We start from the raw sequence: 25,925 nt of genomic DNA, 5'->3' as shown, positions 1-25,925 counted from the left end.
CGCACCCGCCCGGCACGGGCTCCCGCAGTGAGGATCAGCATGGCCAAGCGGCACACACTGGGCGTCGCCCTGTGCACCATCGCACTTCTGGGGAGCACCGCCCTGGCGGGAACCGGCGCCCTGGCCGCCCCCGGAAGCGGCTCCCGGACCGCCAGCGTCGAGTTCAGCGCCGCGCAGATCGAGGCCGCGAAGAACAACCCCACCCGGCTCGCCGGCATGGTCGCCAAGATCGAGACGGCCATCGGGGATTCGAACGCCGAACTGCTCGGCGCCGAGGCGTCCGCCCTCGAGGGTCTCGACGCCTCCACCGCCGCGGCCGAGGTGCTGCGCGAACGCAATGCCGCCGCGCAGGACGCCCAAACCCAGGCCGCCAAGGCCTCCGCCTACCACCGCGCCGTCCGCGAACAGGTGGGACAGCTGGCCGGGGACCTCTACCGCAACGGCGGCATCAACCCCGGCGTCGTCTCGCTCCTGGAGGACGGCGACGACAACGACATCCTCTACAAGGCCGCCACCATGAACACGCTGGCCGCCAACCGTTCGCGCACCCTCAGCACGGCCGAACAGGCCGCCACGCTCCGGGCCGAATGGCGGAACTATGCCGCGGCGACCGAGGACGCCGCCGCCGAGGCCGCCGGGGCCAGCGCCGCCGCGCTCGACGAGGCGGAACGCACCCGCGCCGCCTACGAGGACCGCGCCGCGGCCGAGCAGAAGCTCCGCGGGGAACTCATCGCGCAACTGGCCTACCTGCGCGACACCTCCGTGGCCGCCGAGTCCACGCGCATCGAAGCCGTCGAGAACGCCCAGCGCGAGGAGGCCCTGCAGGCCACGCTGGCCGCCGGCCCGGCGGCACCCGCCGCCGTCGCCCCCGTCGCCGAGGCCGCTCCGGCGGCGCCCGACGCCGTCCCCGACGCGGTGCCCGTGGCCAGCTCGCTGTCCCCCATCGCCCCCGCCGCGCCGGCCGCCGAGTCCCGCCCCGCACGGGCGGCCGCGCTGCCCACGAGGCCCGCCACCAGCACCACGCCGGAGCCCGCACCCGCGCAGGCCGCCGCCAGGACCACCGCGCCGGCGGCCGCGCCAATCAAAACCACCCCAACCAAAGCCGCTTCCCCCAAGAGCACGCCGGCCCCGGCCACCCAGGCCGCGCCCACCCAGGCCGCGCCCGCCCCGAGCAGGACGGCCAGCCCGACGCCGACCCCCACGCCTCCGCCGGCCCCGAAACCGGCGCCCAAACCCGAGCCGACCCCGGAACCGGAGCCAGCCCCGGCCCCGTCTGCGGGAACCAGCTCGTCCATCGTCGAGCCGGCGATCTCCTGGGCCATCCGGACCGCGGACGACGAGAGCATCCAGTACCGCTACGGCGCGAACGGCCCGGACTTCTACGACTGTTCGTCCTTCACCCAGCGGGCGTTCGGCAAGGGCGGGCTGTCCCTGACGCGGACGTCCACCAGCCAGTACTTCAACGCACCCACCAAGCTGCCGCTGAGCCAGCTCAAGCGCGGGGACCTGGTGTTCTCCTCCAGCAACGGCGGGTCGTCGTTCTACCACGTGGCGATCTACCTCGGTAACGGCCAGGTGGTCCACGCGCGGAACCCGTCAGTGGGGATCTCCGTCACGCCACTGAGCCACGTCAACAACCTCTACCCGTACGCCGGGCGGTACTAGCCCCTACCGGGTGTCGGCCGGATCGTCGAAGTCAGGGCGGTTCGCCAGGCGGGCGTCGTCGCGGTCCGGGACCACCATCACCGGGCCGCGCGAGTGGTGCAGCACCCCCTGGCTGGTGGACCCGAGCAGCATGCCGGCGAATCCGCCGCGTCCGCGGGAGCCGGTGACCAGCAGGCTCGCCTTGGACGACTCGTTGATCAGCACCTCGATCGGCGGCCCGTCGATGACATCGGACTCGATGACCAGGTCAGGGAAGTGGCTCTGCAGCCACCGCGTCCCGGAACGCAGCTGCCGGCGCACGTCCAGCGTGAGCGCCTCCTGGTCGACGGTCGCCGGCATCCAGGCCAGCGAACCGGTCAGCGGCGGGAGCGCGCAGACCACGCGCAGCGGAACGCCGCGCGCCGTCGCCTGCTCGGCCGCGACCAGGACAGCCAGCCGCGCGCGCTCGGAACCGTCGACGCCGACCACCACGATGTCCCGCTGCCCGGGCGCCTGCTCCGCACGGTCCCTCACGCACAACGGCACGACGACGGAGGGGCACTTCGCGTGCGCGGGCAGGGCGCTGCTGACGGAACCCAGCAGGCGCCCGACGAATCCGCCGCGGCCACGCGTCCCGACGACCACCAGGTCCGCCTCCGCGCTCAGGTCCAGCAGGACGCCGGAGGGATCCCCGGACTCCACCCGCGCACGGACCTCGATGCCGGGATCCGTGATCCTGTCGCGGGCCTGGCGGAGGACTTCCTCGGCGCCGTCGCGGATGACCTGGTCGTCCAGCGTCGCGTAGCCGGCGTCCATGCTGGAGGCCGCGAAGACGGGGATCGTGTAGGCGGTAACGATGTTCAGGGGGACCCTGCGGCGTTTGGCCTCCGCGGCGGCCCAGTCCAGGGCGCACAACGCGGGATCCGAGCCGTCGACACCCACCACGATTCCATCCGTCGGGATGGTCGATCGATCGTGAGCTTGTTCACTCATGGCCTTCGCTCCTTCGTCATTGGCGGGGCTCCGTTGCCTCCATTGTTCACCCTACCCAGACAAGCGTCCATGTCAGCCGGGCGAACCGCATAGGATTTCCCCATGCAAAAACAGGCCTCTGCGGTTGTGGACCGCTACTTCCGCATGACCGAGCGCGGTTCCAACTATTCCCGCGAGATCCGCGGTGGTTTCGCCACGTTCTTCGCCATGAGCTACATCGTGGTCCTCAACCCGCTGATCCTCGCGGGAGCGGACTCGACCGGCGCCGAACTCGGCATCCCGCGCGTCGCCGCGGTGACGGCGCTCGTGGCCGGCGTCATGACCATCCTCATGGGCGCATGGGCCAAGCACCCGTTCGCCATGGCCGCCGGGCTGGGCGTCAACGCGTTCATCGCCATCACCGTCGCCACCAACCCGGGCCTGACCTGGCCGGACGTGATGGGCCTGGTCATCGTGTCCGGTGCCACCATGCTGGTGCTGGTCCTCACGGGCTTCCGGACCGCCGTGTTCAACGCCGTCCCGGCCTCCCTGAAGACCGCGATCGTGGTGGGCATCGGCATGTTCATCGCCCTCATCGGCCTCGTCAACGCCGGTTTCGTCCGCCGCGTGCCGGACGCCGCGGGCACCACGGTCCCCGTCGGCCTGGGCTTCGACGGCACGCTCACCGGATGGCCGATCCTCGTCTTCATCGTCGGGCTGCTCCTGACCATGGCTCTGGTGGTGCGCCACGTCAAGGGCGCCATCCTCATCGGCATCGTCGTCTCGGCCATCCTCGCCAACATCCTCGAGGCGGTCTTCAGGATCGGCCCGAGCTTCAACGGGGCAACCGGCGAGTTCAACCCGGAGGGCTGGTCGCTGGTGGTGCCCTCCCTGCCCGAATGGACCCTGCCCGACCTGTCGCTGATCGGCGAGGCCAACGTGTTCGGCGCCTTCCAGAACCTGGGCGCCACCGCGGCCCTCCTGCTGGCGTTCGTGATCCTGCTGTCCATCTTCTTCGACGCGATGGGCACCATGGTGGGGCTCGCCAACGAGGCCGGGACCGTGGACAAGGACGGCAACATCCCCAACGTGGACCGGGTCCTGCTGGTGGACGCGCTCGGCGCGATCGCCGGCGGCGGCGCCTCCACGTCGTCGAACCAGATCTACGTGGAGTCCGGCGCCGGCATCGGCGAGGGCGCCCGCACCGGGCTGGCGTCCATCGTCACGGGCGTCCTGTTCCTGCTGGCCATGTTCCTGACGCCGCTGATCTACCTGGTGCCGTTCGAGGCCGTCGCGCCGGCCCTCGTGGTGGTCGGTTTCATGATGATCAGCCAGGTCTCGCGGATCGATTGGACCGACTGGGGCGTGGCGATCCCGGCGTTCCTGACGTTTGTGCTGATGCCGTTCACGTACTCGATCGCCAACGGAATCGGTGCGGGCTTCGTCGCCTACGTCTTCATCCGTGCGGTTCAGGGGCGCGCCCGCGAGGTGCACCCGCTGATGTGGGCCGTCGCGGCCGCCTTCGTGCTGTTCTTCGGCATCGGGGTGATCGAGCAGGCCGCCGGCATGTAGGGGCGCGTCAGCGCGCGAAGGCGCGCACGGCGGCGTCGTCCAGCATCTTCGCGGGGACGGCTCCGCCGAGCAGCTCCCGCACCAGCGCCGGGGTCGGTTCGATCGGGGCGTCGGAGCCGGCGATGACGACGTTCCCGCGGCGGCGCCCCTTGAGCATGGCCGGATCCGCGACGATCGCCGTGTGCGGGAACACCGAGCCGATCACCGCCGCCTCCGCCCGCGCGTTCCCCAGGTCCGGGGTGTCGCCGCAGTTCACCACGTAGAGCCCGCCCGCAGCGAGCACCCGGTGCGCCTCGCGGGTGAACTCCGGCGTCGCCAGCTCCGGGGGCGTCTTGTCCCCGGCGAAGACGTCCCGGATGACCAGCTCCCGCGTCGCGGACGTCAGCGAGGACAGCACGACGCCGGCGTCCCCCACCCGCAGCCGCAGCAGCGGCGCCCGAGGCAGGTCGAACCACGCGCGCACCAGTTCGGCGAGCCTGCCGTCCAGTTCGACGACGACCTGCCGCGCGTCCGTGTATTCGGCGGCCGCCCAGCGGGCCATGGAGCACGCCCCGCCGCCGAGGTGCAGCGCGCGGAGGCGACGCGCGGCGCCGTCGTGTTCGCCGCCGGCGTACTCGGTGGCGGGGAAGCGCGCGCGGACCAGGGCCGCGATCCAGCGCATGTACTCGAAGTCCAGGCGCGCGGGGTCGGCGAGGTCGACGTGCGAGGAAGGCACTCCGTTGACCTTCAGGATCCACCCGGTGTCGCTGTAGGCGTCGCGCTCCAGGGTGGCGGTGCCGGTGTCTATCGGATAGTCGCCGGGCGCGGGGCCGGCCGCCGCCGCGCCCGGCGACTTGCCCGAGCCCCTACCCACGCCGGACCATGCGCACCTCGTTCAGGCCCGACCACCGGCCCTCGAGCGCCTCGGTGCGGCCGTCCGCCGCGAATCCGTTCTTGCGGTAGAAGCCCTGCGCGCGCGGGTTGCGCTCCAGGACCCAGACCAGCGCCGGGAGGTCGCCGATGGCCCGGCGCATCAGCCGCGCGCCCAGGCCGGAACCGTACGCCTCGGCGAGCACATAGAGCAGCTGGAGTTCGACGCCGACGCCCGCGTCCACGTCGTCGGCCAGGGCGGGGGCCGCGCCCGAGCAGCCGACAACGCGCCCGGCGGCGTCCTCCGCGAGCCACAACTCGGCGCCGGCGTGCAGGCCGCGGGTCCACCAGTCGACCTGCCCGTCGCGGCCGGCCGCCTCCTGCTCGAAGAACGACTCGGGCCGTTGCGTGGAATACGCCTCGCGCCAGGCGGCGAGCTTCATGTCCAGGACGGCCGGAACGTCGGCCACGGCGGCTCGGCGGATGGTGAATGCGGGGGTGCTGGAATATGGAACGGTCACGCTGACAAGGTTAGCCGCGGTCGGGGCCGGCCGGGGTCGGTTCCGGGGTCCGGGCTAGTCGCTGTCGAGGCGGCCCAGCGCCTCCTCCAGGCGCTCAACCTTGCCGTCCAGCTCGCCGGTGTGGCCGGGGCGGATGTCGGCCTTGAGCACCAGGGAGACGCGCGAGCCGTGGGCCGCGACGGCCTCCGTGGCGCGCTTGACGACATCCATGACCTCGTCCCACTCCCCCTCGAGCTCGGTGAACATGGACGACGTCCGGTTCGGGAGTCCGGACTCGCGGACGATCCGCACGGCGGCGGCAACGGCGTCGTGCACCGAACCGTCCGTGCCGGAGGTGGACGGGGCGACGGAGAAGGCGACGATCATAAGGACAATTGTGTTGCATAACACGACCCATGGAAAACTTGATGCGGCCGACGCCCCACCGGGCGCGCCGCTCCCCACGCCACGACCCAGGCAGGACCATGCACACGAACACCGACAACGCCCAGGAAACGGGCTCCCGGACCGCGCTGAACCGCAAGCTCTCGCTGCGCCATATCAGGTTCATCGCGCTCGGATCCGCCATCGGCACCGGCCTCTTCTACGGATCCTCGGCCACCATCCAGGCCGCCGGCCCCGCCGTCCTGATCGCCTACGTCATCGCCGGTTGCGCGGTGTTCGTGGTGATGCGCGCGCTCGGCGAAATGGCCGTGCGGCACCCCGTCGCGGGCTCCTTCGCGCAGTACGCGAACCGCTACGTCAGCCCGCGCATCGGCTTCCTCACCGGATGGACCTTTGCGTTCGAGATGGTCATCGTCGCGATCGCCGATATGACCGCCGTCGGGCTGTACATGGGCATGTGGTATCCGGACGCTCCGGGCTGGATCTGGATGCTCGCCGCCATGCTGCTGATCGGCGGGCTGAACCTGATGCGCGTGGGCGTGTTCGGGGAGCTGGAGTTCTGGTTCACGCTGATCAAGATCACCACGATCGTGGCGATGATCGGCGGCGGCCTGTACCTCTTGGTCTTCAGCGTGAGCATCGGCGGCTACCAGCCGGGGTTGCACAACCTCTTCGACCACGGCGGCTTCGCCCCGTTCGGGGTGTGGGGCATCGTCATGAGCCTGGGGATCGTGGTGTTCTCCTTCGGCGGCATCGAGACGCTCGGCATGACGGCCGGCGAATCGGAGAACCCGCGCACCGCGATTCCGAAGGCCGTGAACACGGTCCCGGTCCGGATCCTGGTGTTCTACGTGCTGTCCATCGGCGTGATGCTGTCCCTGTTCCCCTGGAACGAGATCGGCTCCGAGGGCAGCCCGTTCGTGCAGGTGTTCGCGGGGCTCGGCATCCCCGCCGCCGAGCACATCATCAACGGCGTCGTGCTCACGGCCGCGCTCTCGGCGATGAATGCCATCTTCTTCGCCGCCGCCCGGACCATGTACGGGCTGGCGGAGCAGGGCCACGCGCCCAAGTCCTTCACGCACGTCTCGCGCAACGGGATCCCCGTGTGGCCGGTCGCCATCATCGTCGCCTGCCTCATTGTGGGGCTGGGGCTGTTCTTCTGGATCCCCGACCAGCTGTTCCTGCTCGTCGCGTCCATCGCCACGTTCGCCACGGTCTTCACGTGGGGCTCCATCCTGCTGTCGCACCACCGGATGCGGCGCGAGATGCGCGCGGCCGGCGAGCCCGCCGGCAGCTTCTCCCTCCCCGGATGGCCGGGGCTGACCTATGTGGCGATGGCCTTCATGGCGTTCGTCGTGGTGATCCTCGCGTTCACGCCCGCCGGACGCACCGCCCTGGTGGTGGGCTTTGTCTGGCTGGGTCTGCTGCTGGTGGCGTACCACTTCCTGGTTCGCAGCGAAGGCCGACGCCGGATCGAGCTCGAGGTCCGGGACTGACCAACGCAACACCGAGAATCCCGGGCCCTCCGGCGGCGGGGCTGCAGGTCAGCCGGCGACGAGGATCCCGTCCTCGTCGCTCCACAGCATGGCCCCGGGAGTGAACACGACGCCGCCGAACTCGAGGACAACCTCCGTTTCACCCACGCCGTCCTTCGCGGATTTGCGCGGATTCGAGCCCAACGCCTTCACGCCCAGTTCCAGTCCGGCCAGGGCCACGCGGTCTCGGATCGCCCCGTTGACCACGACCCCGGCCCAGCCGTTCGCGACGGCCGCCGCCGCGATCATGTCCCCCATCAGTGCCGATTCAAGCGACCCGCCGCCGTCCACCACGAGCACGGCTCCCCCGCCCGCGGAATTGAGGGTCGACTTGACCAGTCCGTTGTCCCGGTGGCAACGGATCGTCCGGACGGGTCCGGAGAACCTGGTGTGTCCACCCAGATTGAGAAGTTGCAGGGACACCGACTGTAGCGTTTCGTCGGCGTCGAAGAGATCGCAGGTGGTGAACGTCATGCGCCCAGCCTATGGGACGGCGGTTGCGGTTAGATTGGACGGATAGCCCATCCGCACCACAGGAGGAGCACCATGGCCCGCGGCCTGTACGTGAGCGCATCGACGTCGTCGAGCGGAAAATCGCTGGTCACCCTCGGCCTGGCGGACATGCTGCACCGGCGGGCCGACAGGATCGGCTTCTTCCGCCCCATCGTCGAGGGCGACTGCGGCGCGACGGCGAACGGGGCCGGGGACGCCGTGGTCACCCTGATCGGCGACCTCTTCGGCCTCGAACCGCAGCATGCCGTCGCGGGCATGACCCGGGCCGAGGCGCGCGAACTGATCGTTGACGGGCGGATCGACGAGATCTACTCGCGCTCGCTCGCCACCTACGCCGAGATCGCCCGCAACGTCGACGTCGTCATCGTGGAGGGCACGGACCTGACGGGGCACGACTTCGCCGTCGAATTCGACCTCAACGCGCGTTTGGCCAACCACCTCGGCTGCCACGTCGTCGCCGTCGTGAGCGCCGCAGACAAGAGCGTGGCGGAGGCGGCCGACGCCGTCGACGTCGCCCGCGAGGCGTTCCATGAGGAGAAGGCCGCGCTGCTCTCCGTGATCGTGAACCGCGCCCGGCCCGACGACGTCGAGGCCATCCGGCGGGCCGTACGCCCCGGCCAGAAGCGCCGCCCGGTCTACGTCCTGCCGGAGATCGAGGAGATCGTCCGCCCGACCGTCGGCGAGGTCTCCTCCGCCCTCGGCGCGCGGCTCATCGCCGGGCTGCCCGACCTCGACCGCGACGTCCGCCACGTCATGGTCGCGGCGATGAACGTCGGCTACCTGCTGGAGCGCTACCGCGACGGCGCGCTGGTGATCACCCCGGCGGACCGCTCCGACGTGATGGTCGCCGCCGTCGCCACGTCCCGGACGCCCGGCTTCCCGTCCACCGCCGGGCTCCTGGTGACCGGCCCGCGCCCCGTCGAGGACTCCGTCCTGCCGCTGTTGGCCGAGGCGCCGTTCCCGGTGTTCGCCGTCGAGGAGGACACGTTCACCTCGGCCCACCGAGTGTGGGAGGTCAGCGGCGCGCTGAAGGCCGGCCAGCCGCGCAAGACCGCGGCGGCGCTGGGCACCTGGTACCGCGAGGTCGACGAGGACGAGCTCCTGGCGCGGATCAGCCTTCCGGCGCCGGAAACCATGACTCCCCTGCGCTTCCTGCACCAACTGATCGACCGCGCCCGCGCGGACCGGAAGCGGATCGTCCTCCCGGAGGGCGAGGACCTGCGGATCCTGCGTGCCGCGGAGATCATCCGCCGCCGGGACATCTGCGACCTGGTCCTGCTCGGCAAGACGGCGGAAATCCGGGACCTGGCGACGCGCCGCGGCGTGGACCTCACCGGGATCGACGTCGTCGACCCCGAACGCAGCGACCTGCTGGAGCCTTTCGCGGCCGAATACGCCCGGCTCCGCGCGCACAAGGGCGTCACCGTCGGGCAGGCGCGCGAACGGATGGTGGAGCGCTCCTACTTCGGGACCATGATGGTGCACCTGGGGCACGTGGACGGCATGGTCTCCGGCGCCGCCCACACCACCGCCAACACCATCCGGCCCTCGCTGGAGTTCATCAAGACCAAGCCCGGGGTGTCGATCGTGTCCTCGGTCTTCCTGATGCTGATGGCGGACCGCGTCCTCGTCTACGGCGACTGCGCGGTCAACCCCGAACCCGACGCAGCTCAGCTGGCGGACATCGCCGTCGCCTCCGCCGCGACCGCCCGGAGCTTCGGCGTCGCGCCCCGCGTCGCGATGCTCTCCTACTCCACGGGCACGTCGGGTTCCGGCGGGTCGGTGGACGACGTCCGCGCCGCAACCGAGCTGGTCCGCTCGCGCGAGCCCGGCCTCGACGTCGACGGTCCCATCCAGTACGACGCCGCGGTCGACGCCTCGATCGGCGCCTCCAAGCTGCCGGGCTCGTCGGTCGCGGGCCAGGCCACCGTGTTCGTGTTCCCCGACCTCAACACCGGAAACAACACCTACAAGGCCGTCCAGCAGTCCGCGGGCGCCGTCGCGGTCGGCCCCGTGCTGCAGGGTCTGAACAAGGCCGTCAACGACCTGTCGCGCGGATGCACCGTCGACGACATCGTCAACACCGTCGCCATCACCGCCATCCAAGCCCAGGAGTCCTGAGCATGCGCGTCCTCGTCATCAATTCCGGTTCCTCCTCGCTGAAGTACCAGGTCCGGGACACCGACACCCACGAGGTGCTGCTGTCCGGCCTGGTCGAGCGGATCGGCGAAGAGGTCCCGGACCACGCCGCCGCGCTGGACACCGTCGACGCGCACCTGCACCGGGTCCTCGGGGAAACCACGGTCGACGCCGTCGGCCACCGGGTGGTGCACGGCGGCGAGCGCTTCGCCGAACCCGTGCGGATCTCCGATGACGTCACCGACGCGATCGAGCGACTCGCGCCGCTGGCCCCGCTGCACAATCCCGCCGCCGCCCTGGGCATCCGCGCCATCCTGGAGCGCTGGCCCAAGATGCCGCAGGTGGCGGTGTTCGACACCGCCTTCCACCGCACGATGCCCGAGCATGCGTGGCGCTACGCCGTGCCGGAGGCCCTGTACCGGGAGCACGGGGTGCGCCGCTACGGCTTCCACGGCACCAGCCACGACTACGTCACCGGCCGGGCCGCCGAGCTGCTCGGCGTGGACCGCGCGGACTTCAGCGCCGTCGTCGCGCACCTCGGCAACGGCGCGTCCGCCACGGCGATCCGGGGCGGCGTCAGCGTCGACACGTCCATGGGCTACACGCCGCTGGAGGGACTCGTGATGGGCACCCGGTCCGGGGACCTGGACCCCTCGATCATCACCCAACTCATCATCCGCGGGGAATATACCGCCGAGGACATGGACCGGATCCTCAACAAGGACTCCGGGCTGAAGGGGCTGGCGGGCGAAAACGACATGCGCGCCGTCGTGGAGGCGGCCGAAGCCGGCGACGACCGCGCCGAGCTGGCCCTGTCCGTCGCCGCGTACCGCCTGCAGAAGTACATCGGGGCGTACCACGTCGCCGTCGGCGGGGCCCAGGCGATCGTATTCACGGCCGGCATCGGGGAGAACTCCTCGCCGTTCCGCGAGCGCGTCGCCGCCGGACTCGCCGCCCTCGGCGTCGAACTGGACCCCGCCGCGAACCTCGAGCGCTCGCCCCGGCCCCGCGTGGTCTCCACCGCCGCATCCGCCATCCCGGTACTCGTGGTGCCCACCGACGAGGAGGCGGAAATCGCCCGCGCCTCGGCCGACATCGTCCGCGCGGACGTCCCCGGACAGACCTAGGCCGATGGCCATGACCGCCGATCCACCGAGGGGTGCGACGCAGGGAAACGCCGGGCCGCGCCTGATCGTGTTCTGCGGCCTCCCGGGGGCGGGCAAGACCGCCGCCGCTGACGCGCTCGCGCGCCGGCTGGGACTGCCGGTGTTCGGCGTCGACCCGCTGGAGGCGTCCCTCGTGGCCGCGGGCATCAACCAGAACCGGCAGCCGACGGGCCTGGCCGCGTACTCGGCCGTGGAGGCGATGGCGGAGGCGCAACTGCGCAACGGCCTCGGCGTCGTCATCGATGCCGTCAACGACGTCGCCGAGTCGCGCGGGCAATGGATCCGCCTCGCGGCCCGGACCGGCGCCGCCCTGTCCTGGTTCGAGGTGATCTGCTCCGACCCGACGACGCACCGCATGCGGCTGCAGAAGCGCCAGCGTACCGAGGACCCGCTGATCGGCGCGCCGACGTGGGAGTCGCTGAACCGCCGTCGTCGTCAGCTGGCCATCTGGCGCGACCCCCGCACGGTCCTGGACTCGCTGCACCGCACGCCCGAGGAACTCGCCGAGGATGTCGCGGCGGCACTGTCCCGGGCACACACCACGGCGCGAAGCCAGTTGTGACCGCACTCACTTTTGCCATGGACTAGGGCAGGATGGAGGGCATGACCGAACACCGCGCCGAGCCCCTCGACATCACGCCCCGCGACAGCCCCGCCGCAGGATCGCCGCCCCCCGGGGGCGAGCCGTCCGTCCTGTTGGAGATCTCCGACCTCGCCGTTGGCTTCGCCACCATGCACGGCGAGGTGAGGGCCGTCGAGAACGCATCACTGCGGTTGCGGGCCGGGCGCACGCTGGCGATCGTCGGCGAGTCCGGGTCCGGGAAGTCCACCACCGCCATGGCGGCGATCGGGCTGCTGCCGGCCAACGGCCGCGTGACTGCCGGCAGCATCAAATTCGACGGCGAGGAGCTCGTCGGGATGCCCGAGTCGCGGATGCGGGCGATCCGCGGGCGGCAGATCGGGCTGGTGCCGCAGGACCCGATGTCCAACCTGAACCCCGTCACGAAAATCGGCCAGCAGGTCGCCGAGACCCTGCTGGCGCACGGCATGGCGACGTCCCGGAACGTGGATGCGAAGGTGGTCGCGACGCTCGAGGCCGCCGGACTGCCCGACGCGCGCGAACGCGCCAAGCAGTACCCGCACGAGTTCTCCGGCGGCATGCGGCAGCGGGCCCTGATCGCGATAGGCCTGGCGTGCCGGCCGCGGCTGCTGATCGCCGACGAGCCCACGTCCGCGCTGGACGTGACCGTGCAGCAGACCATCCTGGACCAGATCGGGCGCATGACCGACGAGCTCGGCACCTCGGTCCTGCTGATCACCCACGACCTCGGCCTGGCCGCGGAGCGCGCCTCGGACCTGGTGGTGATGCACCGCGGGAAGGTCGTGGAGGCCGGGCCCGCGCGGCAGCTCCTGGAGGACCCGCAACACCCGTACACGCGGTCGCTGGTGGGGGCGGCGCCGTCCGTCGCCGCGGTGCGCCTGCGACCGGGTGCGTACGCGGGCGACGCCGCCGCCCGTGCGGCGGCCGCCGCCGAAGCCGTCGCCGAGAACCTGGATCCCGCCGTGGCGACCGGGAACATCGTGGAGATCCGGGACCTGAACAAGGTGTACAGGCGGCGCGGGTCCAAGGAGGACTTCTACGCCGCGAAGGACGTGTCGCTGGACATCCCGCGCGGATCCACGGTCGCGATCGTGGGCGAGTCCGGATCCGGGAAGACGACGACGGCGCGCATGCTCCTGAAGCTCATCGAGCCGACCAGCGGCACCATGGTCTTCGACGGGATGGACGTCGCCACGCTGTCCAAGGCGCAGCTGAGGGATTTCCGCCAGCGCGTCCAGCCGGTGTTCCAGGACCCGTACTCTTCGCTGAATCCCATGTTCACGATCGGCCGAATCGTCGAGGAGCCCCTGACCACCTACAAGCGGGGCAACGCGCGGGAGCGGGCCTCCCGGGTCCGGGAGTTGATGGACCAGGTGTCGCTGCCGCATTCGATGCTGCGGCGCTACCCGGCGGAGCTGTCCGGTGGTCAGCGCCAGCGCGTGGCGATCGCGCGGGCGCTGGCGCTGAAGCCGGAGCTGATCGTGTGCGACGAGCCCGTGTCCGCCCTGGACGTCCTGGTGCAGGCGCAGATCCTCCACCTGCTGGGCGACCTGCAGGCCGAGCTGGGCCTGAGCTACCTGTTCATCTCCCACGATCTCGCCGTGGTGCGCCTCATTTCCGACTACGTTTGCGTCATGAAGGAAGGCGAGCTTGTGGAGGCCGCCAGCTCCGAGGAGATCTTCACGAACCCGCGCCACCCCTACACCCGCCGCCTGCTCGCCTCGATCCCGGGCAACGAACTCGAAATAGATCCGGACGCCGCCTGACCCTCCCCCACCACCCACCCACCACCGGAAGTGGACATTTCCTCGCGTTGGAGCGTGTGGTTTCGTCCACTTCCGGTGGTGTGGGGGCGGACGGCGGCCGGATTGATTGTCCACAGGCAGCAGTTGTTGGTCGCGGACCGGCAGGCATCCACAGCCCGACCAGAAAGCGGGCGTGGACCCGCGCTCCGGCCCACGCTGGTTCCATGGAGTTTCCCGCAGCGCGCATCGTCACCTCCGCCTCCGTCCGCAGGGCCGGCGGCAGCCTCCGGGCCGTCGCCCGCGAATACGAGTCCGGCGCTCTGGTGCGGCTGATGCGCGGTGTGTACATCGACACGGACGATTGGATCGGCGCCACGACGTGGGACCGATACCTGCTGACGACGGCGGGGCTCGCACTCGCCGAACACCGTTACGTCTTCTGCCGGGAGACGGCGCTGGTCCTGCTCGGCATCCCGCTGGGCACGGTCCCGGAGCGCGTCCACGTACTGGTCGGGCACCCGGCCAGGGTCGGGGCACGGCGCGGGACCCTGGCCTACGCCAAGCCGCCGGAGGGGCGACCGCCGTCGGGTTTTCCGGTCACCGGACATCGCCTGGAGGGCATCGGCAGGGCACACGTCGACTCCGAAGAACTCGGGGTCAGGCTCCACTGCACGGATCTGGACAACACCCTCGCGGACACACTCGCCGACCTCCGACTGGACGCTTCCGCCGTCGTACTGGATGCCGTCATGGCGGGCCGCGACGCGTTGGCGGAACACCGGAGAACCCGCGCGCAGCTCGCCGCCTTGGCGCGGAACGAGTCTTCGGCCGCGCCCCGGCGGCGGATGCTTGCGGCGGTGAGGTTCGCCGATCCCGCGTCGGAGTCCCCGGGCGAGTCGCGTAGCCGTGCGGTGATCCACCAGCTCGGCTTCGTGGCTCCCGTGCTGCAACGCGAGGTGCGGGACGCGCGCGGGCTGGCCGGCAGGGCCGATTTCTGGTGGCCGTCCGTCAACGTGGTCGGCGAGTTCGACGGGATGGTGAAGTACGTGCGGTCGCGGGAACTGTCGGGACAGGATCCTTCGGAGGTCGTGGTCTCCGAGAAGTTGCGGGAGGACCGGCTGCGGGCGGCGGGGTGCGGCGTCGTCCGGTGGGGCTGGGCCGACCTCGAGGATCCGCGACGCCTGGCCGCGAAGCTCGACGCCGCCGGAATCCCCCGCTTCCAGCGAAAAAAACCCCGCGAAGTGGACAATACCGCCGGTTAACAAACCGTTGCATTGTCCACTTCGCGGGGTGGGGGGTTAGCGCTGGCGGGACTTGGGGTCCAGCGCCTCGCGCAGGGATTCGCCCAGGAGGGTGAAGCCCAGCGCGGTGATGGCGATGCAGATGCCCGGCAGGAAGGCGAGCTGCGGCGCGATGCCGAGCTCGGCCTGCGCGTAGGTAAGCATGCGCCCCCACTCGGCGGTCTGCGGCACGCCGCCGCCGAGCCCTAGGAAGGACAGCGCGGCCGCGTCGATGACCGCGGTGGCCAGCGTCAGGGTGGCCTGGACGATGACCGGGCCCACGGAGTTCGGCAGCAGGTGGCTCATGGTGATGGTGCGCCGGCTCAGGCCCAGGGTCTGCGCGGCCAAGATGTAGTCGGCGCCCTTCTGCTGGAGCATGGACGATCGCAGGAGCCGCGCGAAGATCGGGACGGCGGAGACGCCGATGGCGATCATGATCGCGTAGGCGCCCTGCCCCAGCACCGCGGCGATGGAGACCGCCAGCAGCAGGTTCGGCACGGACAGCAGGATGTCGACGAACCGCATGATCACGTTGTCCACCCAGCCGCCGATCCCGCCGGCCAGCAGCCCCAGGATCATGCCGCCGACCAGGCCCATGGCGGTGGACACGACACCGATGGTCAGCGACGCCTGCGCCCCCCAGATGAGCTTGGAGAGCACGTCGCCGCCGAAACGGTCCAGGCCCAGCGGATAGCCGTCGATCTCGCCGGGTCCCGGGATGTTGGTGGGGGTGATCTCCGTGCGCCCCGGGAGGTCGTTGCCGCCGTACGGCGCGAGGATCGGCGCCAGCACCGCCACCAGCAGGAACGCCAGGACGATCACGGCTCCGGCGATGGCGGCGGGATTGCGGCGCAGCCGGATGAACGCGTCGCGCCAGACGCTGGTGCCCTTGGCATCCCGGACCTCGGACGACGGCGGAGGCGCGGCGGCGCCGTCTCCGGCCGGGGACATTTCGGGTCCGCCGGGGGCGGGGGGAAGAGTCATGCTCATTGCACACGCACCCTCGGGTCGATAAGGCCATAGGAAACGTCAACCAGCAGGTTGATCAGCGAATAGATGATCGCGATGAAGATGATGAACCCCTGCAGCACCGGATAGTCGAGTGTGAAGATGGCATCGCGCAGGAACCGTCCGATCCCGTTGAACGCGAACACGGTCTCGGTCAGCACCGCCCCGGAGATCAGCAGCCCCAGCTGGAGGCCGATGGTGGTGGTCACCGGCAACATGGCGTTGCGGAGGATGAATCGGTTGCGGATCAGGGTTGTCGAGAGGCCCTTCGCCCTGGCCGTGCGGACGTAGTCGGCGTTCATGACCTCGAGGACGGAGGCGCGCGTTATGCGCACGATGATCGCCAGCGGGATGGTGCCCAGGGCGACGCCGGGAAGGATCAGGTGCACGAAGGCGTCCCAGGCCGCGTCCCACTCCTGGGTCATCAAGCCGTCCAAGACGTAGAAGTCGGTGACGTGGGTGGCGTTGATCCGCGGGCTTTGGCGTCCGTCCGTGGGGAACCACGGCAGTTGGATCGCGAACACCCACTTGAGGATGAACGCCAGGAAGAACACCGGAATCACGATCCCGAAGAGCGAAATCAGCACCGAGGCGTGGTCCTGCCACTTGCCGACGTTCCTGGCCGCCCAATAGCCCAGCGGGATGCCTATCCCGATCGCGAAGACCAGCGCCACCGCGCTGAGTTCCATGGTGGCGGGAAAGCGGCTGGCGAACTCCTCCAGGACGGGCCGGCCGGTGCGCAGGCTGACCCCGAAGTCCCCCGTGAGCAGCTTGCCCATGTAGAGGAAGTACTGCGACAGGATGGGCTCGTCGAAGCCGTAGAGCTCGTTGATGCGGGCGACCGCCTCCGGGGTGGCCTTGTCGCCGAGCAATGCGGTGGCCGGCCCGCCGGGCAGGTTGCGGACCCACAGAAACAGCAGGATCGACAGGCCGAAGAGGGTGGGAACAAGCAGTGCTAGCCGCTTGCCGATGACTCTGAGCACGGGGTCCTCTCGAGAGTGGTCAAAACGGCGCGGCGACGGGCCCGGGCCCGCCGCCGCGCGCGATGAGGGGCTACTTATTCAGTTTGATCTCGTTGAAGACCTCGTCGTTGACCGGGCTGGTCGGGAACGAGTCGACGCGTTCGTTGAAGGCCAACGACGGCGCCGGGTGCGCCAGCGGGACGGCCGGGACGAGCTCGGCGATGTCCGCGTTGATCTCCTCGTACAGCGGGGTCTGCTCCTCGAGGACCGGGACGCCGCGCGCCTCGGTGAGCTTGCCGAACAGCTCCGGGTCGTTGAACCCGAACTCCGGCTTCTCGCCGCCGAAGAAGACGCCGACGAAGTTGTCGGTGTCGTTGTAGTCGCCGGTCCAGCCGAGCAGGTGGATGCCGTGGTCGGCACCGCCCTGGATGCGGTCCAGGTAGTCCGGGCTCCACTTGTCCGGCTGCGCGTTGACCTTGATGCCGACCTCCGCGAGCTGGGCGCTGATATTGGTGAACACCTGCTCCGGCGTCGGCATGTACGGCCGTGAGACGCCGGTCGGGTAGTTGAAGTCCAGGTCGAAGCCGTCCTCGTAGCCGGCGTCGGCCAGTAGCTGCTTCGCCTTCTCCGGGTCGTAGTCGTACGCCTCGACGTCGGGGTTGTAGCCGTTCACGGAGTCCGGGATGAACTCGATGGCCTTCTTGGTGCCCTCCGGCAGCGTCTGCTTGATGAGCGCGTCCTTGTCGATCGCGTGCGCGATCGCCTGGCGGACCTCGAGCTTGGCCAGCTCCTCCACCTTCTGGTTCATGCCGAGGTAGAGGATGGTGAACGGGTCGCGGGCCATGATCTTGTAGCCGGCTTCCTCCAGTGCCGCGGTGTCGGCCGGGGCCACCAGGTCGTAGCCGTCGATGTCGCCACCCTCGAGCGCCTGGCGGCGGGCCACCGGGTCCTCGATGACGCGGAAGACGATGCGCTCGATCTGGCCCTTCTCGCCCCAGTACTCCTCGTTGAAGGAGAGCTCGATCTGCTGGCCGTTGTCCCAGCTGCCGAACTTGAACGGGCCGGTTCCCACCGGGTGGCCGGTCGCGTACTCGGAGAGCACCGGGGCCTCGGACGTCCCGCTGATCTCGTCGGCGCCGAACTCCTCCATGGCTGCCGGGGACTGCATGGAGAACGCCGGAAGGGACAGCGACGCGATGAAGCCGGCGAACGGCTTCGCCAGCGTGATCTTGGCCTCCGACTCGGAGACCGGCTCACACGACTCGTAGACGGCGTTCTCGGGGCTGTCCTTGTAGCCCTTGAACAGCGCGTTGTAGTAGTAGCCGACGCTGGCCGCCTGCTGGATGCCCTCGAAGTTGTACCAGCGTTCGAAGTTGGCGCATACGGCTTCGGCGTTGAAGTCCGTGCCGTCGTGGAACTTCACGCCCTCCTTGAGCTTGAAGTCGTAGACGAGTCCATCCTCGGAGTTCTCCCAGGACTCGGCCAGCAGCGGGGCCGGGTTCGCGGTTCCGGATTCGGTGCCGACGAGGCCCTCGAAGATCTGGCGGGAGACGCGGAACGATTCGCCGTCGGAGGCGAAGGCCGGGTCGAGGGATTGCGGGTCCGAGGACGCCGCGAAGATGAAGGTCGAGTTGACGTCGCTGTCAGCCCCGGCCCCCGCGTCCGCGTCCTCGCGCTCGCTCTGGGCGCATCCGCTGAGGACGAGCGCCCCGATCGCGAGCGATGTGGTGATGGTGGCAAAGCGGCGGGCGGCCGTTCGCTTCGGCCTGCCATTGTGGGTCATGGCTTCTCCTGGGTTCGAGTCCTGGCACCGGCAGCCGCGCCTGACGACGTCGGCCCTCCGGGTTCGGAGCGTCGGTGCATGATGTGAGCCTAGTCTCATTCAAGACTTGTTTCACGCGTTCCCGGGAAGGATCACAGGGCCGACGATCACGATTCGATTACGGGCGCGGACGTGCGCCCGGGAGCGCCGGACCGTCGCCGGGTTAGGGCAATCCCGCCAGGCGCAGGAGGGCCGCGGTGGCCGCCCCGACGATCACCACCACCAGGAACGGGGCGCGGAGGGCCAGTACGACGCCGGCGGCCAGCAACGCGCCGAGGCGGGAGTCGAGTGCCAGCTCCTGGCCGGAGCCGAACGCGTTCACCGCGGTGAGCGAGGCCAAGAGTCCGATGGTGAGCGCGCCGGCGACGCGGGTGACGTGCGGGTTGTCGAGCAGGCGGGCGGGCACCAGGTAGCCCAGCAGCTTCGTGGCGTACGAGACCGCGCAGGCCACCAGGATCCAACCCCAGAGGCTCACGGCGCCGCCTCCCCCGCCGCCCGCGCGTGCTCCGCGGCGTAGGGATCCACGTCCGGCTCCAGGCCCTCCCCGTCCGGGCCCCGGACAAACCAGCCCCAGATCCCGGCGACCAGTGCCGCCACCAGGATGGGCAGGCCCGGCGGCGCGAACGGCACGGCCAGGACGGTCACCAGGGCGGCGACGACGGCGAGCGCCACCGGCTGACCCGAGCGGAGTCGCGGCCAGAGCAGTCCCAGGAAGGCAGCGACCGCCGCGCCGTCGAGGCCCCACGCCTTGGGATCGCCCAGCGCGTCGCCGAGCAACGCGCCGGCGACCGTGAAGAGGTTCCACATCACGAACACGCCGATGCCCGCGACCCAGAACCCCCGGCTCCGCTCGCCCGGCTCGGTCTGCCCGGAGGCCGTCGCCGCGGATTCATCGATCGTAACGTGCGCCGCGAGGGCCTTGCGCCATCCGGAGGGCCGGAGCAGGGCGTTCATCTGCATTCCGTAGACCACGTTGCGCACGCCCAGCAGGGTTGCGGCCCCGAACGCGGCGGACCCGCCTCCGCCGCCGGCCACCACGCCGATGAACGCGAACTGCGAACCGCCCGTGAACATCAGGGCGCTGAGCGCCACGGCCTGCCAGACGTCGAGCCCCGAGGCCACGGCCAGGGCCCCGAAGGAGATGCCGTAGAGCCCGGTCGCGACGGCGATGGCGGCGCCGACCTTGACGGCGGGCGACTGGGCGAATTTCACCAGTCCAGTCTAGTGCGGGATCGCCTGCGGGGACGCGGCCAGGGCGGGTGGCACCGCACCGTTCCGGGCGGCGAGGTGCCGTTTGACGTGGGCGGGACGGTTGCTGGTCAGTTCCTGCACGCCGAGCCCCACGAGGTAGTCGACGTCGTCGTCTGCGTCCACCGTCCAGGCGCGGATCCGCAGGCCGGCCCCGATCCACCGACGCAGGGTCTCGGAATTCGCGCGCGCGAACGCCACCCCGGGACCGGCGATGCCGACCGCCCCGGCGTCCAGCCTGTCGATGCTGCCGTCGAGGGTGCGGAGGATGACCTGCTCCATGGCCGCGCGGCCGATCATCCCGAAGTCGTCCATAAAGTCCTCGTCTATCCCGGTCACGAGCTGGCAGAGGTGGTGCCCGGGAACGCCCTGGAGCAGGTAGTCGATCGAACCGGGGTCGAAGCTCATCAGGCTCACGGCGACCTTCCCGATCCGGGAGGTCTCGGGGTCCCATCCGGCCCGCATCAGTTCCGCCAGGACCCGTTCCTCGAGCTTCCGGCCAAACGGACTGGGGTGCTTCAGCTCGATCGCGAGGCCGATCTCCCGGTCCGCCAGGCGCGTCATCTCCAGGATTTCCGGCAGCGTGACCAGCTGCTGCGAGCGGGCCCCATACGGGTCGGGGACGCGCGCCCCCTTCCACGAGGAGAAGTCCAGGCGGCGCAGCTCCCGCAGGGTGTACCCGGCGACGGACCCCGTGCCGTCGGACGTCCGGTCCACCGTCTGGTCGTGGTGGCAGACCACGTGGAGGTCCTGGCTCAGCTGGACGTCGCACTCGACGCCGTCGGCCCCCTCGTCGATGGCCTGCTGGTACGCGGCGCGGGTGTTTTCGGCGTAGGCCAGGCTGGAGCCGCGGTGCGCGAAGACTCTCTGCATATTCCCAAAAATACGCGATGATTCCGGCCCCGGCACCGCATGGGGGGACCGGGCGGGTGAACTATCGTTGAAGCCTTGGGAGCCGCCTAGCCCTAGAGATGACGCCCAGCCGCGAGGAGCCCACGATGGACGAGACCACCGACGCGAAAACCGGAGCGACGACGGACGCGGAGCGGGCTGTGGCCCTGACCCGCATGAAGCGGCTGGCGACCGGGCTGCTGGTGGCCCTCGCCGTCGTCTTCGCCGTGTCCTTCTCTTTGCAGGACCGGTACCCGTGGCTTGAGTACGTGCGGGCGGCGGCCGAGGGGGGCATGGTCGGCGCGCTGGCGGACTGGTTCGCCGTGACCGCGCTGTTCCGCCATCCGCTGGGGCTGAAGATCCCGCACACGGCCATCATCCCGCGCAAGAAGGACCAGATCGGCGAGAGCCTCGGCGGGTTCGTGCAGGACAATTTCCTGTCGGACGAGATCGTGTCCCGGAAACTGGACGGCTTGGCGCTCGCGGCGACGGCGGGCGCCTGGCTCGCCCGGCCCGAGGGCGCCGAACGCGTGGCCACGGAGGGCGCGACCGTGATCCGCGGCGTCCTCGGGGTCCTCGACGACGAGGACGTGCTGCGCCTGCTGGAGTCCCTCGCCCGGAAGCACATGCTGGCCCCCGAGTGGTCCTCCACGCTGGGCCGCGTCCTGGAGACGGTGGTGCGCGACGGCCACCACCGCCAGCTCGTGGACCTGTTGGCCGACCGCGCGGCGGACTGGGTCGCCGCGAACCGCGCGACCGTCGTCGGACTCGTCGCCGAGCGCTCCCCCACGTGGCTGCCCGGGGCGCTGGACCAGCTGGTCGGCGAGAAGCTGCACCGCGAGCTGGGCCGGTTCATCGACGCCGTGCGCGCGGACCCCGGGCACAGCCTGCGCCGAAGCATCGACGGTTGGCTGGGCGACTTCGCGGCCGACATGCAGTCCAACGCGGACACGGTGGCGAAGGTGGAGCGACTCAAGCATTCGCTGCTGGGGGACCCGCAGCTGCGCGAGCTGGCCGCGGCGGGCTGGGCCAGCATCAAGGCGGCGCTCGTCGACGCGGTGGAAAACCCGGAGTCCGAACTGCGGCGCTCGTTCGTTCGCGCCGTCGCGGACCTCGGACGGCGGCTGACCGAGGACGCCCGGCTGGCGGGCAAGGTGGACGCCTGGGTGGCCGGTGCCGTCGGCTACGTGGTGCGCACCTACCGCGGCCAGATCGCCGACGTCATCCGCGAGACGGTCGCGCGCTGGGACGGCGCGGAGACCAGCCGGAAGATCGAGCTCCAGGTGGGACGGGACCTGCAGTTCATCCGCATCAACGGAACCGTCGTCGGCTCGCTCGCCGGGCTGACGATCTTCGCGGCCGCGGACCTGCTGCTGCGGTAGCCGTGCGGACGGCTACGTCTCGGGCGTGGGTCCGCGCGGAGACTTCCTAGGACCCGGAACGACGCCGGCGCTCGGCCTCGATGTCGCGCTCGACGTCGGCTTGCGCGCGTTGGATCGCGCCGCCGTCGTGCCCCTGGGACCGTCCCGATGCCCTCGCGAGCTCGCCCGGGATGATGGTCGGCAGCGGGCCGAAGGCCAGCGACGCGGCCTCGACGACCTTCTTGCCGAGGAAACGGTTGCCGGCGCCGCCAACGGCGGCGCCGATGCCGAACGGGATGGCCCGCCCGAGCAGCGAGGCGCCCTGGGTCGCCAGCATCCGGCGCAGGAAACGCTTCTGGACGCTCTTGGAGATGCCGCCCCACATGCCGCCCGGGCCGGTCGCGCCGAACACCGAGCCCCATCCGCGGACCGGACCCGCGCCCTTGCCGGCGGCCTGATGCGTGAGCGCGGAGATCATGGAGCTGCCCTCGTCGCCCATCAGGACGGCCATCACCAGGGCGCGCGCCTTGTCCGGATCCGCGGTGGTGATGCCGTGAAGCTCCGCCAGCGACTGCGCGTAGAGCGCGCTCGCCTCCAGGAAACCCACGGTCGCGGCGGCGGAGAGTCCCAGCGAGGCCACCGTCCCGATCCCGGGCACGACGGCTGTCGCGCCGACCGCGGCGCCGCCGCCGGTCACGGCCACGAGATAGTCGCGTTCGATCAGGCGGGCCAGTTCGGCCGCGCTCGCGCCGGGGTTCTTTCGGTGCAGCCTGGACAGGTAGGCGAGGACCAGCGGCCGCTGGACGCCGATCGCCCTGAGCATGGCGCCCTGGATGCCCTCCACCGGCTTGCCGTCCTCGCCGAGGACCACGGAAGTGAATTTGTCTGTCATAACAGCACCACTCTATGGGGTGGAACCGACGACCGCGAGGGATGCGAATCGCGGTGTCCATGCCGTGTGGTTTGGCCCGGTCAAGGGTAGTTTGGGTGTTGTGGCACCGGCCACACGGCGGTTGTTGCCGCCGCAGTCGAAAGGGGCACCCCCATGCGCATTGGCCTTTCCATCTTCCTCCTCGCCCTCGGGGCGATCCTCGCGTTCGCCGTCAGCGACGCGGTCCCCGGGGTCGACCTGACGATCGTCGGCTACATCCTGATGGCCGCGGGCGTCCTCGGCGTGATCATCTCGCTGGTTGTCGGCATGCCGCGGTCCAGGCGCCGGGTCAGCGAGTCGCGGACCCTCCAGGACCCGCACACCGGCGAGGCCGTGACGCGGAACGAAACCCGGAACGACCTCTAGCCCTCCCGCGGCAGGTAGTGCCGCAGGAACGCTCCGGCGTCGCGCAGCTCGTCCGCGCTCGTGGCGTGCCCCATGCCGGGGTAGGTCCGCGCGGTCAGCCGCGTGTGCCGCTGCAGCCACCCGGCTGTGTGCTCGGCCGCGTCGGCGTTGATGACCGGATCAGCCCGGTCGCGCCCCCAGAAGAACGGCGTGCGGCCGACCGGGCCCCCCGGTTCCGGATCGATCAGCTCGAGGAGCTTGCTATCCAGCACGAACCCGCTCAGCCCGACCGCCGAGCGGTACGCCCCCGGCCTCAGCCGCATCAGCGTGGTGGCCATGGCCATGCCCTGCGAGTAGCCGAACAGGTTCACCGATTCGAACGCTTCGGCGTGGGCGTCCTGGAAGTCCAGCACCGACTGGGCGGAAGCGACGACGTCGGCGAAGTCATGCGCCAGGAAATAGTCCAGCAGGAACCAACCGCTGGCCCCGCCGACATCGAGTCCGCCGCGGAGTGCGACGCCCGTCACGTTCGGCGGCAGCGTGCCGAAATGCCGTGCCATCGCCGTCTCCGATGAACCGTAGCCGTGCAGCATCAGCAGCAGGTGCGTGCCCGCGCGCGCCGCGGGCGGCTTGGAGAACAGGGCTTCGGGCATGGGGACATCCTAGGTCCGGGCGTATCGCATCTCGGCCCCTTGCCCGGGGTGGCTAGGTCGCGGAGAGGCTGACGTCCACCCAAACCAGCCGATGGTCGCTGGTCCGGAACGGGTTGCCGCCCACCAGGTCGGCGCCCTCTTCCGCGGCCGAGGGCCAGAAGACGCCCGATCCGGCCACCGGGAGGTCCCGCGACGGAAGTACGTAATCCACACGGAGTGGTCCGGTGCCGCGGCCCCGGAAGTCCGCCGTCCGCAGCCTGGCAGCATCGTCGGACTCGTCCCGTGGCACACCGTCGGGCGTGAACGAGGTGAAGCCCCATGATCCCCCGCCGGCGGCCGCCCCCGTGGACGACGGAAGCGGATCCGTGAGCCGCGGGTTGTCGAGGAGCCGGGAAACCGCGCCCTCGCGGGACCCGCCGCGCAGCGGATCCGCATTGAGGTCGCCCAGAACCACGAAGCGCTCACCGGCCGGGAGACCGCCCTGTGCTCCGGCGTCGTCATAGATGTACTCGGCGGCCTTGCCGCCGGAGACGTAGTCGCTCAACAGGCGGATCTCGTCGTGGTTGCGGCGGGCGTTGCGGCGTTCCGGGCCGTCGAAGACGGGCGGTGTGGGGTGCGCGGCCACCATGTGGACGACCTGGCCATCGACGTCGACGGGCACGTCCCAGTGCGACTTGCTGCTGAGCCGGAAGACGTTGCGCACCAACGGGCTGTAGTAGCCGGACGGCATCAGGTTCTTCGGCATGTCCTTCCACAGGAAGTTCTGGAACGTGCGGACCTCATCCTCGAGAATCGGATACTTCGAGTAGAGGACCATGCCGTACTGGCCCGGAAAATCGCCGAAACCGAAGGAGTCGTCGGCGCCGCCCACGGATCCGTCGCGGTCCAGGTCGGCCCCGATCGGGACACCGGTGTTGGTCGGAGCGGCGTACATGTAGGGGTAGGTGAGGCCCGACTGGCCGTTCTGTCCGGCGGAGAGGTAGTTGTCGCGGAAGAGCGTCGCGGCCTCGTGGTCCTCGTCATAGTCGAACTCGTTCAGCAGCACCACGTCCGGTGCGGTGCGCTGGATCACTTCGGCCACGGCCTGGGCCTGGGCGTTGTTGGGACTGGTCAGATCCGAGACCAGGTCCCCCGCCGCGGCACGGTTGAGGGAGACGTTGTAGGTCGCGACCCGAAGGTCCGCGGCGCTGCCCGATTCCGTCGACGAGAATCCGTCCGCCCAATTCCGCGCGCCGTCCGCGGCGATGTTGTTGCCCATCAAAACCGGTCCTCCCGCGGGAACTTGGCGTTCCGCGTATGCCGGCGCGCCCACACCGACGGCCAGACAGGCAGCCAGCAGGACGGCACAGGCCGCACGGGGAAACGAATGCATGGAACCAGACTAGGCGCTCGGCCTTCGCAACGGCCGTGACAAACGCCACTTGTGGATGGCAGGGCCTCTTGGGCGGATGTGGGGGAGACCAGCGGGCACGCCCCGATCGCCGTTATTCCGCGGATCTCCGGGGAGGTAACGGGCCGGCGGCCGTTCCCTCGGACAAGCCCATCGTTGCCGGATCGATATCTGCGACGTACGTATTCGGCGTCCTTCCATCGGCGGACGTCACGATGCCGAACCAAAAGCGCCCCGCGCCGGCCGTGGCCGACGCGGGGCGCCCGGGGTGGGCCCTGCGGGGATCGAACCCGCGACCCGCGGATTAAAAGTCCGATGCTCTACCATCTGAGCTAAAGGCCCCTGGCCGCAAAACGGCCGAACACCATGCTAGCGCAAGCCCGGCGCCGTGCG

Annotated in this window: 24 protein-coding genes and 1 tRNA gene; 10 read left to right on the top strand and 15 right to left on the bottom strand. The window is 70.4% G+C overall.

All coding sequences use genetic code 11. The annotated features are described in order from the left end of the window. The first annotated feature begins 39 nt into the window (after positions 1-39). Positions 40-1,665, top strand: a complete 1,626-nt coding sequence (locus tag AC0QSG_RS12770) for a C40 family peptidase (RefSeq protein ID WP_475375657.1) — start codon at positions 40-42, stop codon at positions 1,663-1,665. A 3-nt stretch (positions 1,666-1,668) separates the two neighbouring features. Here the strand turns inward: AC0QSG_RS12770 and AC0QSG_RS12765 are convergent, their stop codons facing one another. Next, entirely contained in the window at positions 1,669-2,637 is a 969-nt protein-coding gene (locus AC0QSG_RS12765; protein WP_475375656.1) for a universal stress protein, read from the bottom strand. A 102-nt stretch (positions 2,638-2,739) separates the two neighbouring features. Between AC0QSG_RS12765 and AC0QSG_RS12760 the strand changes: the two genes are divergently transcribed. Next, entirely contained in the window at positions 2,740-4,188 is a 1,449-nt protein-coding gene (locus AC0QSG_RS12760) for an NCS2 family permease (protein WP_475375655.1), read from the top strand. A gap of 7 nt (positions 4,189-4,195) precedes the next feature. Here the strand turns inward: AC0QSG_RS12760 and AC0QSG_RS12755 are convergent, their stop codons facing one another. Genes AC0QSG_RS12755 through AC0QSG_RS12745 form a run of 3 tightly spaced genes read right to left on the bottom strand, consistent with a single transcriptional unit; the run spans position 4,196 to position 5,924 of the window. Further along, positions 4,196-5,041 (bottom strand): spermidine synthase, encoded by an 846-nt coding sequence (locus AC0QSG_RS12755; protein WP_475375654.1) that lies wholly within the window; start codon positions 5,039-5,041, stop codon positions 4,196-4,198. Beyond that, positions 5,034-5,558, bottom strand: a complete 525-nt coding sequence (locus tag AC0QSG_RS12750) for an N-acetyltransferase family protein (protein ID WP_475375653.1) — start codon at positions 5,556-5,558, stop codon at positions 5,034-5,036. Before AC0QSG_RS12750 ends, AC0QSG_RS12755 begins: the two co-directional genes overlap by 8 nt. A 54-nt stretch (positions 5,559-5,612) precedes the next feature. Further along, the gene (locus AC0QSG_RS12745) at positions 5,613-5,924 is read right to left on the bottom strand and encodes a thiamine-binding protein (RefSeq protein WP_475375652.1); all 312 of its coding nucleotides are present in this window, start codon (positions 5,922-5,924) and stop codon (positions 5,613-5,615) included. Positions 5,925-6,022: 98 nt separating this feature from the next. Between AC0QSG_RS12745 and AC0QSG_RS12740 the strand changes: the two genes are divergently transcribed. Beyond that, positions 6,023-7,438: an amino acid permease gene (locus AC0QSG_RS12740; protein ID WP_475375651.1), complete on the top strand. Its 1,416-nt coding sequence runs from the start codon at positions 6,023-6,025 to the stop codon at positions 7,436-7,438. A gap of 48 nt (positions 7,439-7,486) precedes the next feature. Here AC0QSG_RS12740 and rraA read toward each other — a convergent pair whose 3' ends face one another. Beyond that, positions 7,487-7,951, bottom strand: a complete 465-nt coding sequence (gene rraA, locus AC0QSG_RS12735; protein WP_475375650.1) for a ribonuclease E activity regulator RraA — start codon at positions 7,949-7,951, stop codon at positions 7,487-7,489. Between the two features lie 72 nt (positions 7,952-8,023). Between rraA and pta the strand changes: the two genes are divergently transcribed. The 5 genes from pta (at position 8,024) to AC0QSG_RS12710 (ending at position 14,903) form a co-directional block, all read left to right on the top strand. Further along, positions 8,024-10,111 carry a phosphate acetyltransferase gene (gene pta, locus AC0QSG_RS12730; RefSeq protein ID WP_475375649.1) on the top strand — a complete coding sequence of 696 codons (2,088 nt, stop codon included), beginning with the start codon at positions 8,024-8,026 and terminating at the stop codon, positions 10,109-10,111. Positions 10,112-10,113: 2 nt separating this feature from the next. Beyond that, positions 10,114-11,256, top strand: a complete 1,143-nt coding sequence (locus tag AC0QSG_RS12725) for an acetate/propionate family kinase (protein WP_475375648.1) — start codon at positions 10,114-10,116, stop codon at positions 11,254-11,256. 10 nt (positions 11,257-11,266) lie between these two features. Continuing rightward, positions 11,267-11,857 (top strand): P-loop nucleotide/nucleoside kinase family protein, encoded by a 591-nt coding sequence (locus AC0QSG_RS12720; protein ID WP_475375647.1) that lies wholly within the window; start codon positions 11,267-11,269, stop codon positions 11,855-11,857. A 41-nt stretch (positions 11,858-11,898) separates the two neighbouring features. Continuing rightward, positions 11,899-13,662 (top strand): dipeptide ABC transporter ATP-binding protein, encoded by a 1,764-nt coding sequence (locus tag AC0QSG_RS12715; RefSeq protein WP_475375646.1) that lies wholly within the window; start codon positions 11,899-11,901, stop codon positions 13,660-13,662. A gap of 203 nt (positions 13,663-13,865) precedes the next feature. Further along, complete coding sequence (locus AC0QSG_RS12710) at positions 13,866-14,903, top strand: hypothetical protein (RefSeq protein ID WP_475375645.1); 1,038 nt, start codon at positions 13,866-13,868, stop codon at positions 14,901-14,903. A gap of 36 nt (positions 14,904-14,939) precedes the next feature. Here the strand turns inward: AC0QSG_RS12710 and AC0QSG_RS12705 are convergent, their stop codons facing one another. From AC0QSG_RS12705 to AC0QSG_RS12680, 6 genes are all read right to left on the bottom strand, one after another. Next, positions 14,940-15,911 carry an ABC transporter permease gene (locus AC0QSG_RS12705; RefSeq protein ID WP_435727647.1) on the bottom strand — a complete coding sequence of 324 codons (972 nt, stop codon included), beginning with the start codon at positions 15,909-15,911 and terminating at the stop codon, positions 14,940-14,942. Further along, positions 15,908-16,912 carry an ABC transporter permease gene (locus tag AC0QSG_RS12700; protein WP_435727646.1) on the bottom strand — a complete coding sequence of 335 codons (1,005 nt, stop codon included), beginning with the start codon at positions 16,910-16,912 and terminating at the stop codon, positions 15,908-15,910. Before AC0QSG_RS12700 ends, AC0QSG_RS12705 begins: the two co-directional genes overlap by 4 nt. A gap of 70 nt (positions 16,913-16,982) precedes the next feature. Then, positions 16,983-18,674, bottom strand: coding sequence for an ABC transporter substrate-binding protein (locus AC0QSG_RS12695; protein ID WP_435727645.1), 1,692 nt, complete (start codon positions 18,672-18,674; stop codon positions 16,983-16,985). A 202-nt stretch (positions 18,675-18,876) separates the two neighbouring features. Beyond that, positions 18,877-19,188 (bottom strand): AzlD domain-containing protein, encoded by a 312-nt coding sequence (locus tag AC0QSG_RS12690; RefSeq protein ID WP_475375644.1) that lies wholly within the window; start codon positions 19,186-19,188, stop codon positions 18,877-18,879. Beyond that, positions 19,185-19,925, bottom strand: coding sequence for an AzlC family ABC transporter permease (locus AC0QSG_RS12685; RefSeq protein WP_475375643.1), 741 nt, complete (start codon positions 19,923-19,925; stop codon positions 19,185-19,187). The genes AC0QSG_RS12690 and AC0QSG_RS12685 overlap by 4 nt, the downstream gene beginning before the upstream one ends. A gap of 9 nt (positions 19,926-19,934) precedes the next feature. Then, entirely contained in the window at positions 19,935-20,834 is a 900-nt protein-coding gene (locus tag AC0QSG_RS12680) for a glycerophosphodiester phosphodiesterase (protein ID WP_475375642.1), read from the bottom strand. A 125-nt stretch (positions 20,835-20,959) separates the two neighbouring features. Here AC0QSG_RS12680 and AC0QSG_RS12675 point away from each other — a divergent pair, with 125 nt between their 5' ends. Continuing rightward, positions 20,960-22,234, top strand: coding sequence for a DUF445 domain-containing protein (locus tag AC0QSG_RS12675; RefSeq protein WP_475375641.1), 1,275 nt, complete (start codon positions 20,960-20,962; stop codon positions 22,232-22,234). Positions 22,235-22,280: 46 nt separating this feature from the next. Here the strand turns inward: AC0QSG_RS12675 and AC0QSG_RS12670 are convergent, their stop codons facing one another. Next, positions 22,281-23,105, bottom strand: a complete 825-nt coding sequence (locus AC0QSG_RS12670) for a hypothetical protein (RefSeq protein ID WP_475375640.1) — start codon at positions 23,103-23,105, stop codon at positions 22,281-22,283. A gap of 153 nt (positions 23,106-23,258) precedes the next feature. Between AC0QSG_RS12670 and AC0QSG_RS12665 the strand changes: the two genes are divergently transcribed. Then, positions 23,259-23,510, top strand: coding sequence for a DUF6458 family protein (locus AC0QSG_RS12665; protein ID WP_435727639.1), 252 nt, complete (start codon positions 23,259-23,261; stop codon positions 23,508-23,510). Here the strand turns inward: AC0QSG_RS12665 and AC0QSG_RS12660 are convergent. The 3 genes from AC0QSG_RS12660 to AC0QSG_RS12650 form a co-directional block, all read right to left on the bottom strand. Then, positions 23,507-24,142 carry an alpha/beta hydrolase gene (locus tag AC0QSG_RS12660; protein WP_475375639.1) on the bottom strand — a complete coding sequence of 212 codons (636 nt, stop codon included), beginning with the start codon at positions 24,140-24,142 and terminating at the stop codon, positions 23,507-23,509. The two genes, AC0QSG_RS12665 and AC0QSG_RS12660, sit on opposite strands and share 4 nt — an antisense overlap. A 52-nt stretch (positions 24,143-24,194) precedes the next feature. Continuing rightward, positions 24,195-25,514 (bottom strand): endonuclease/exonuclease/phosphatase family protein, encoded by a 1,320-nt coding sequence (locus AC0QSG_RS12655; RefSeq protein WP_475375638.1) that lies wholly within the window; start codon positions 25,512-25,514, stop codon positions 24,195-24,197. A 287-nt stretch (positions 25,515-25,801) separates the two neighbouring features. Beyond that, positions 25,802-25,874 (bottom strand) — tRNA-Lys (locus AC0QSG_RS12650). Positions 25,875-25,925 lie beyond the last annotated feature (51 nt).

It is taken from the genome of Arthrobacter sp. LT660 (assembly GCF_056172845.1).
The sequence above is the reverse complement of the archived record's forward strand: the minus strand, read 5'-3'. Positions and strand labels throughout refer to the sequence as shown.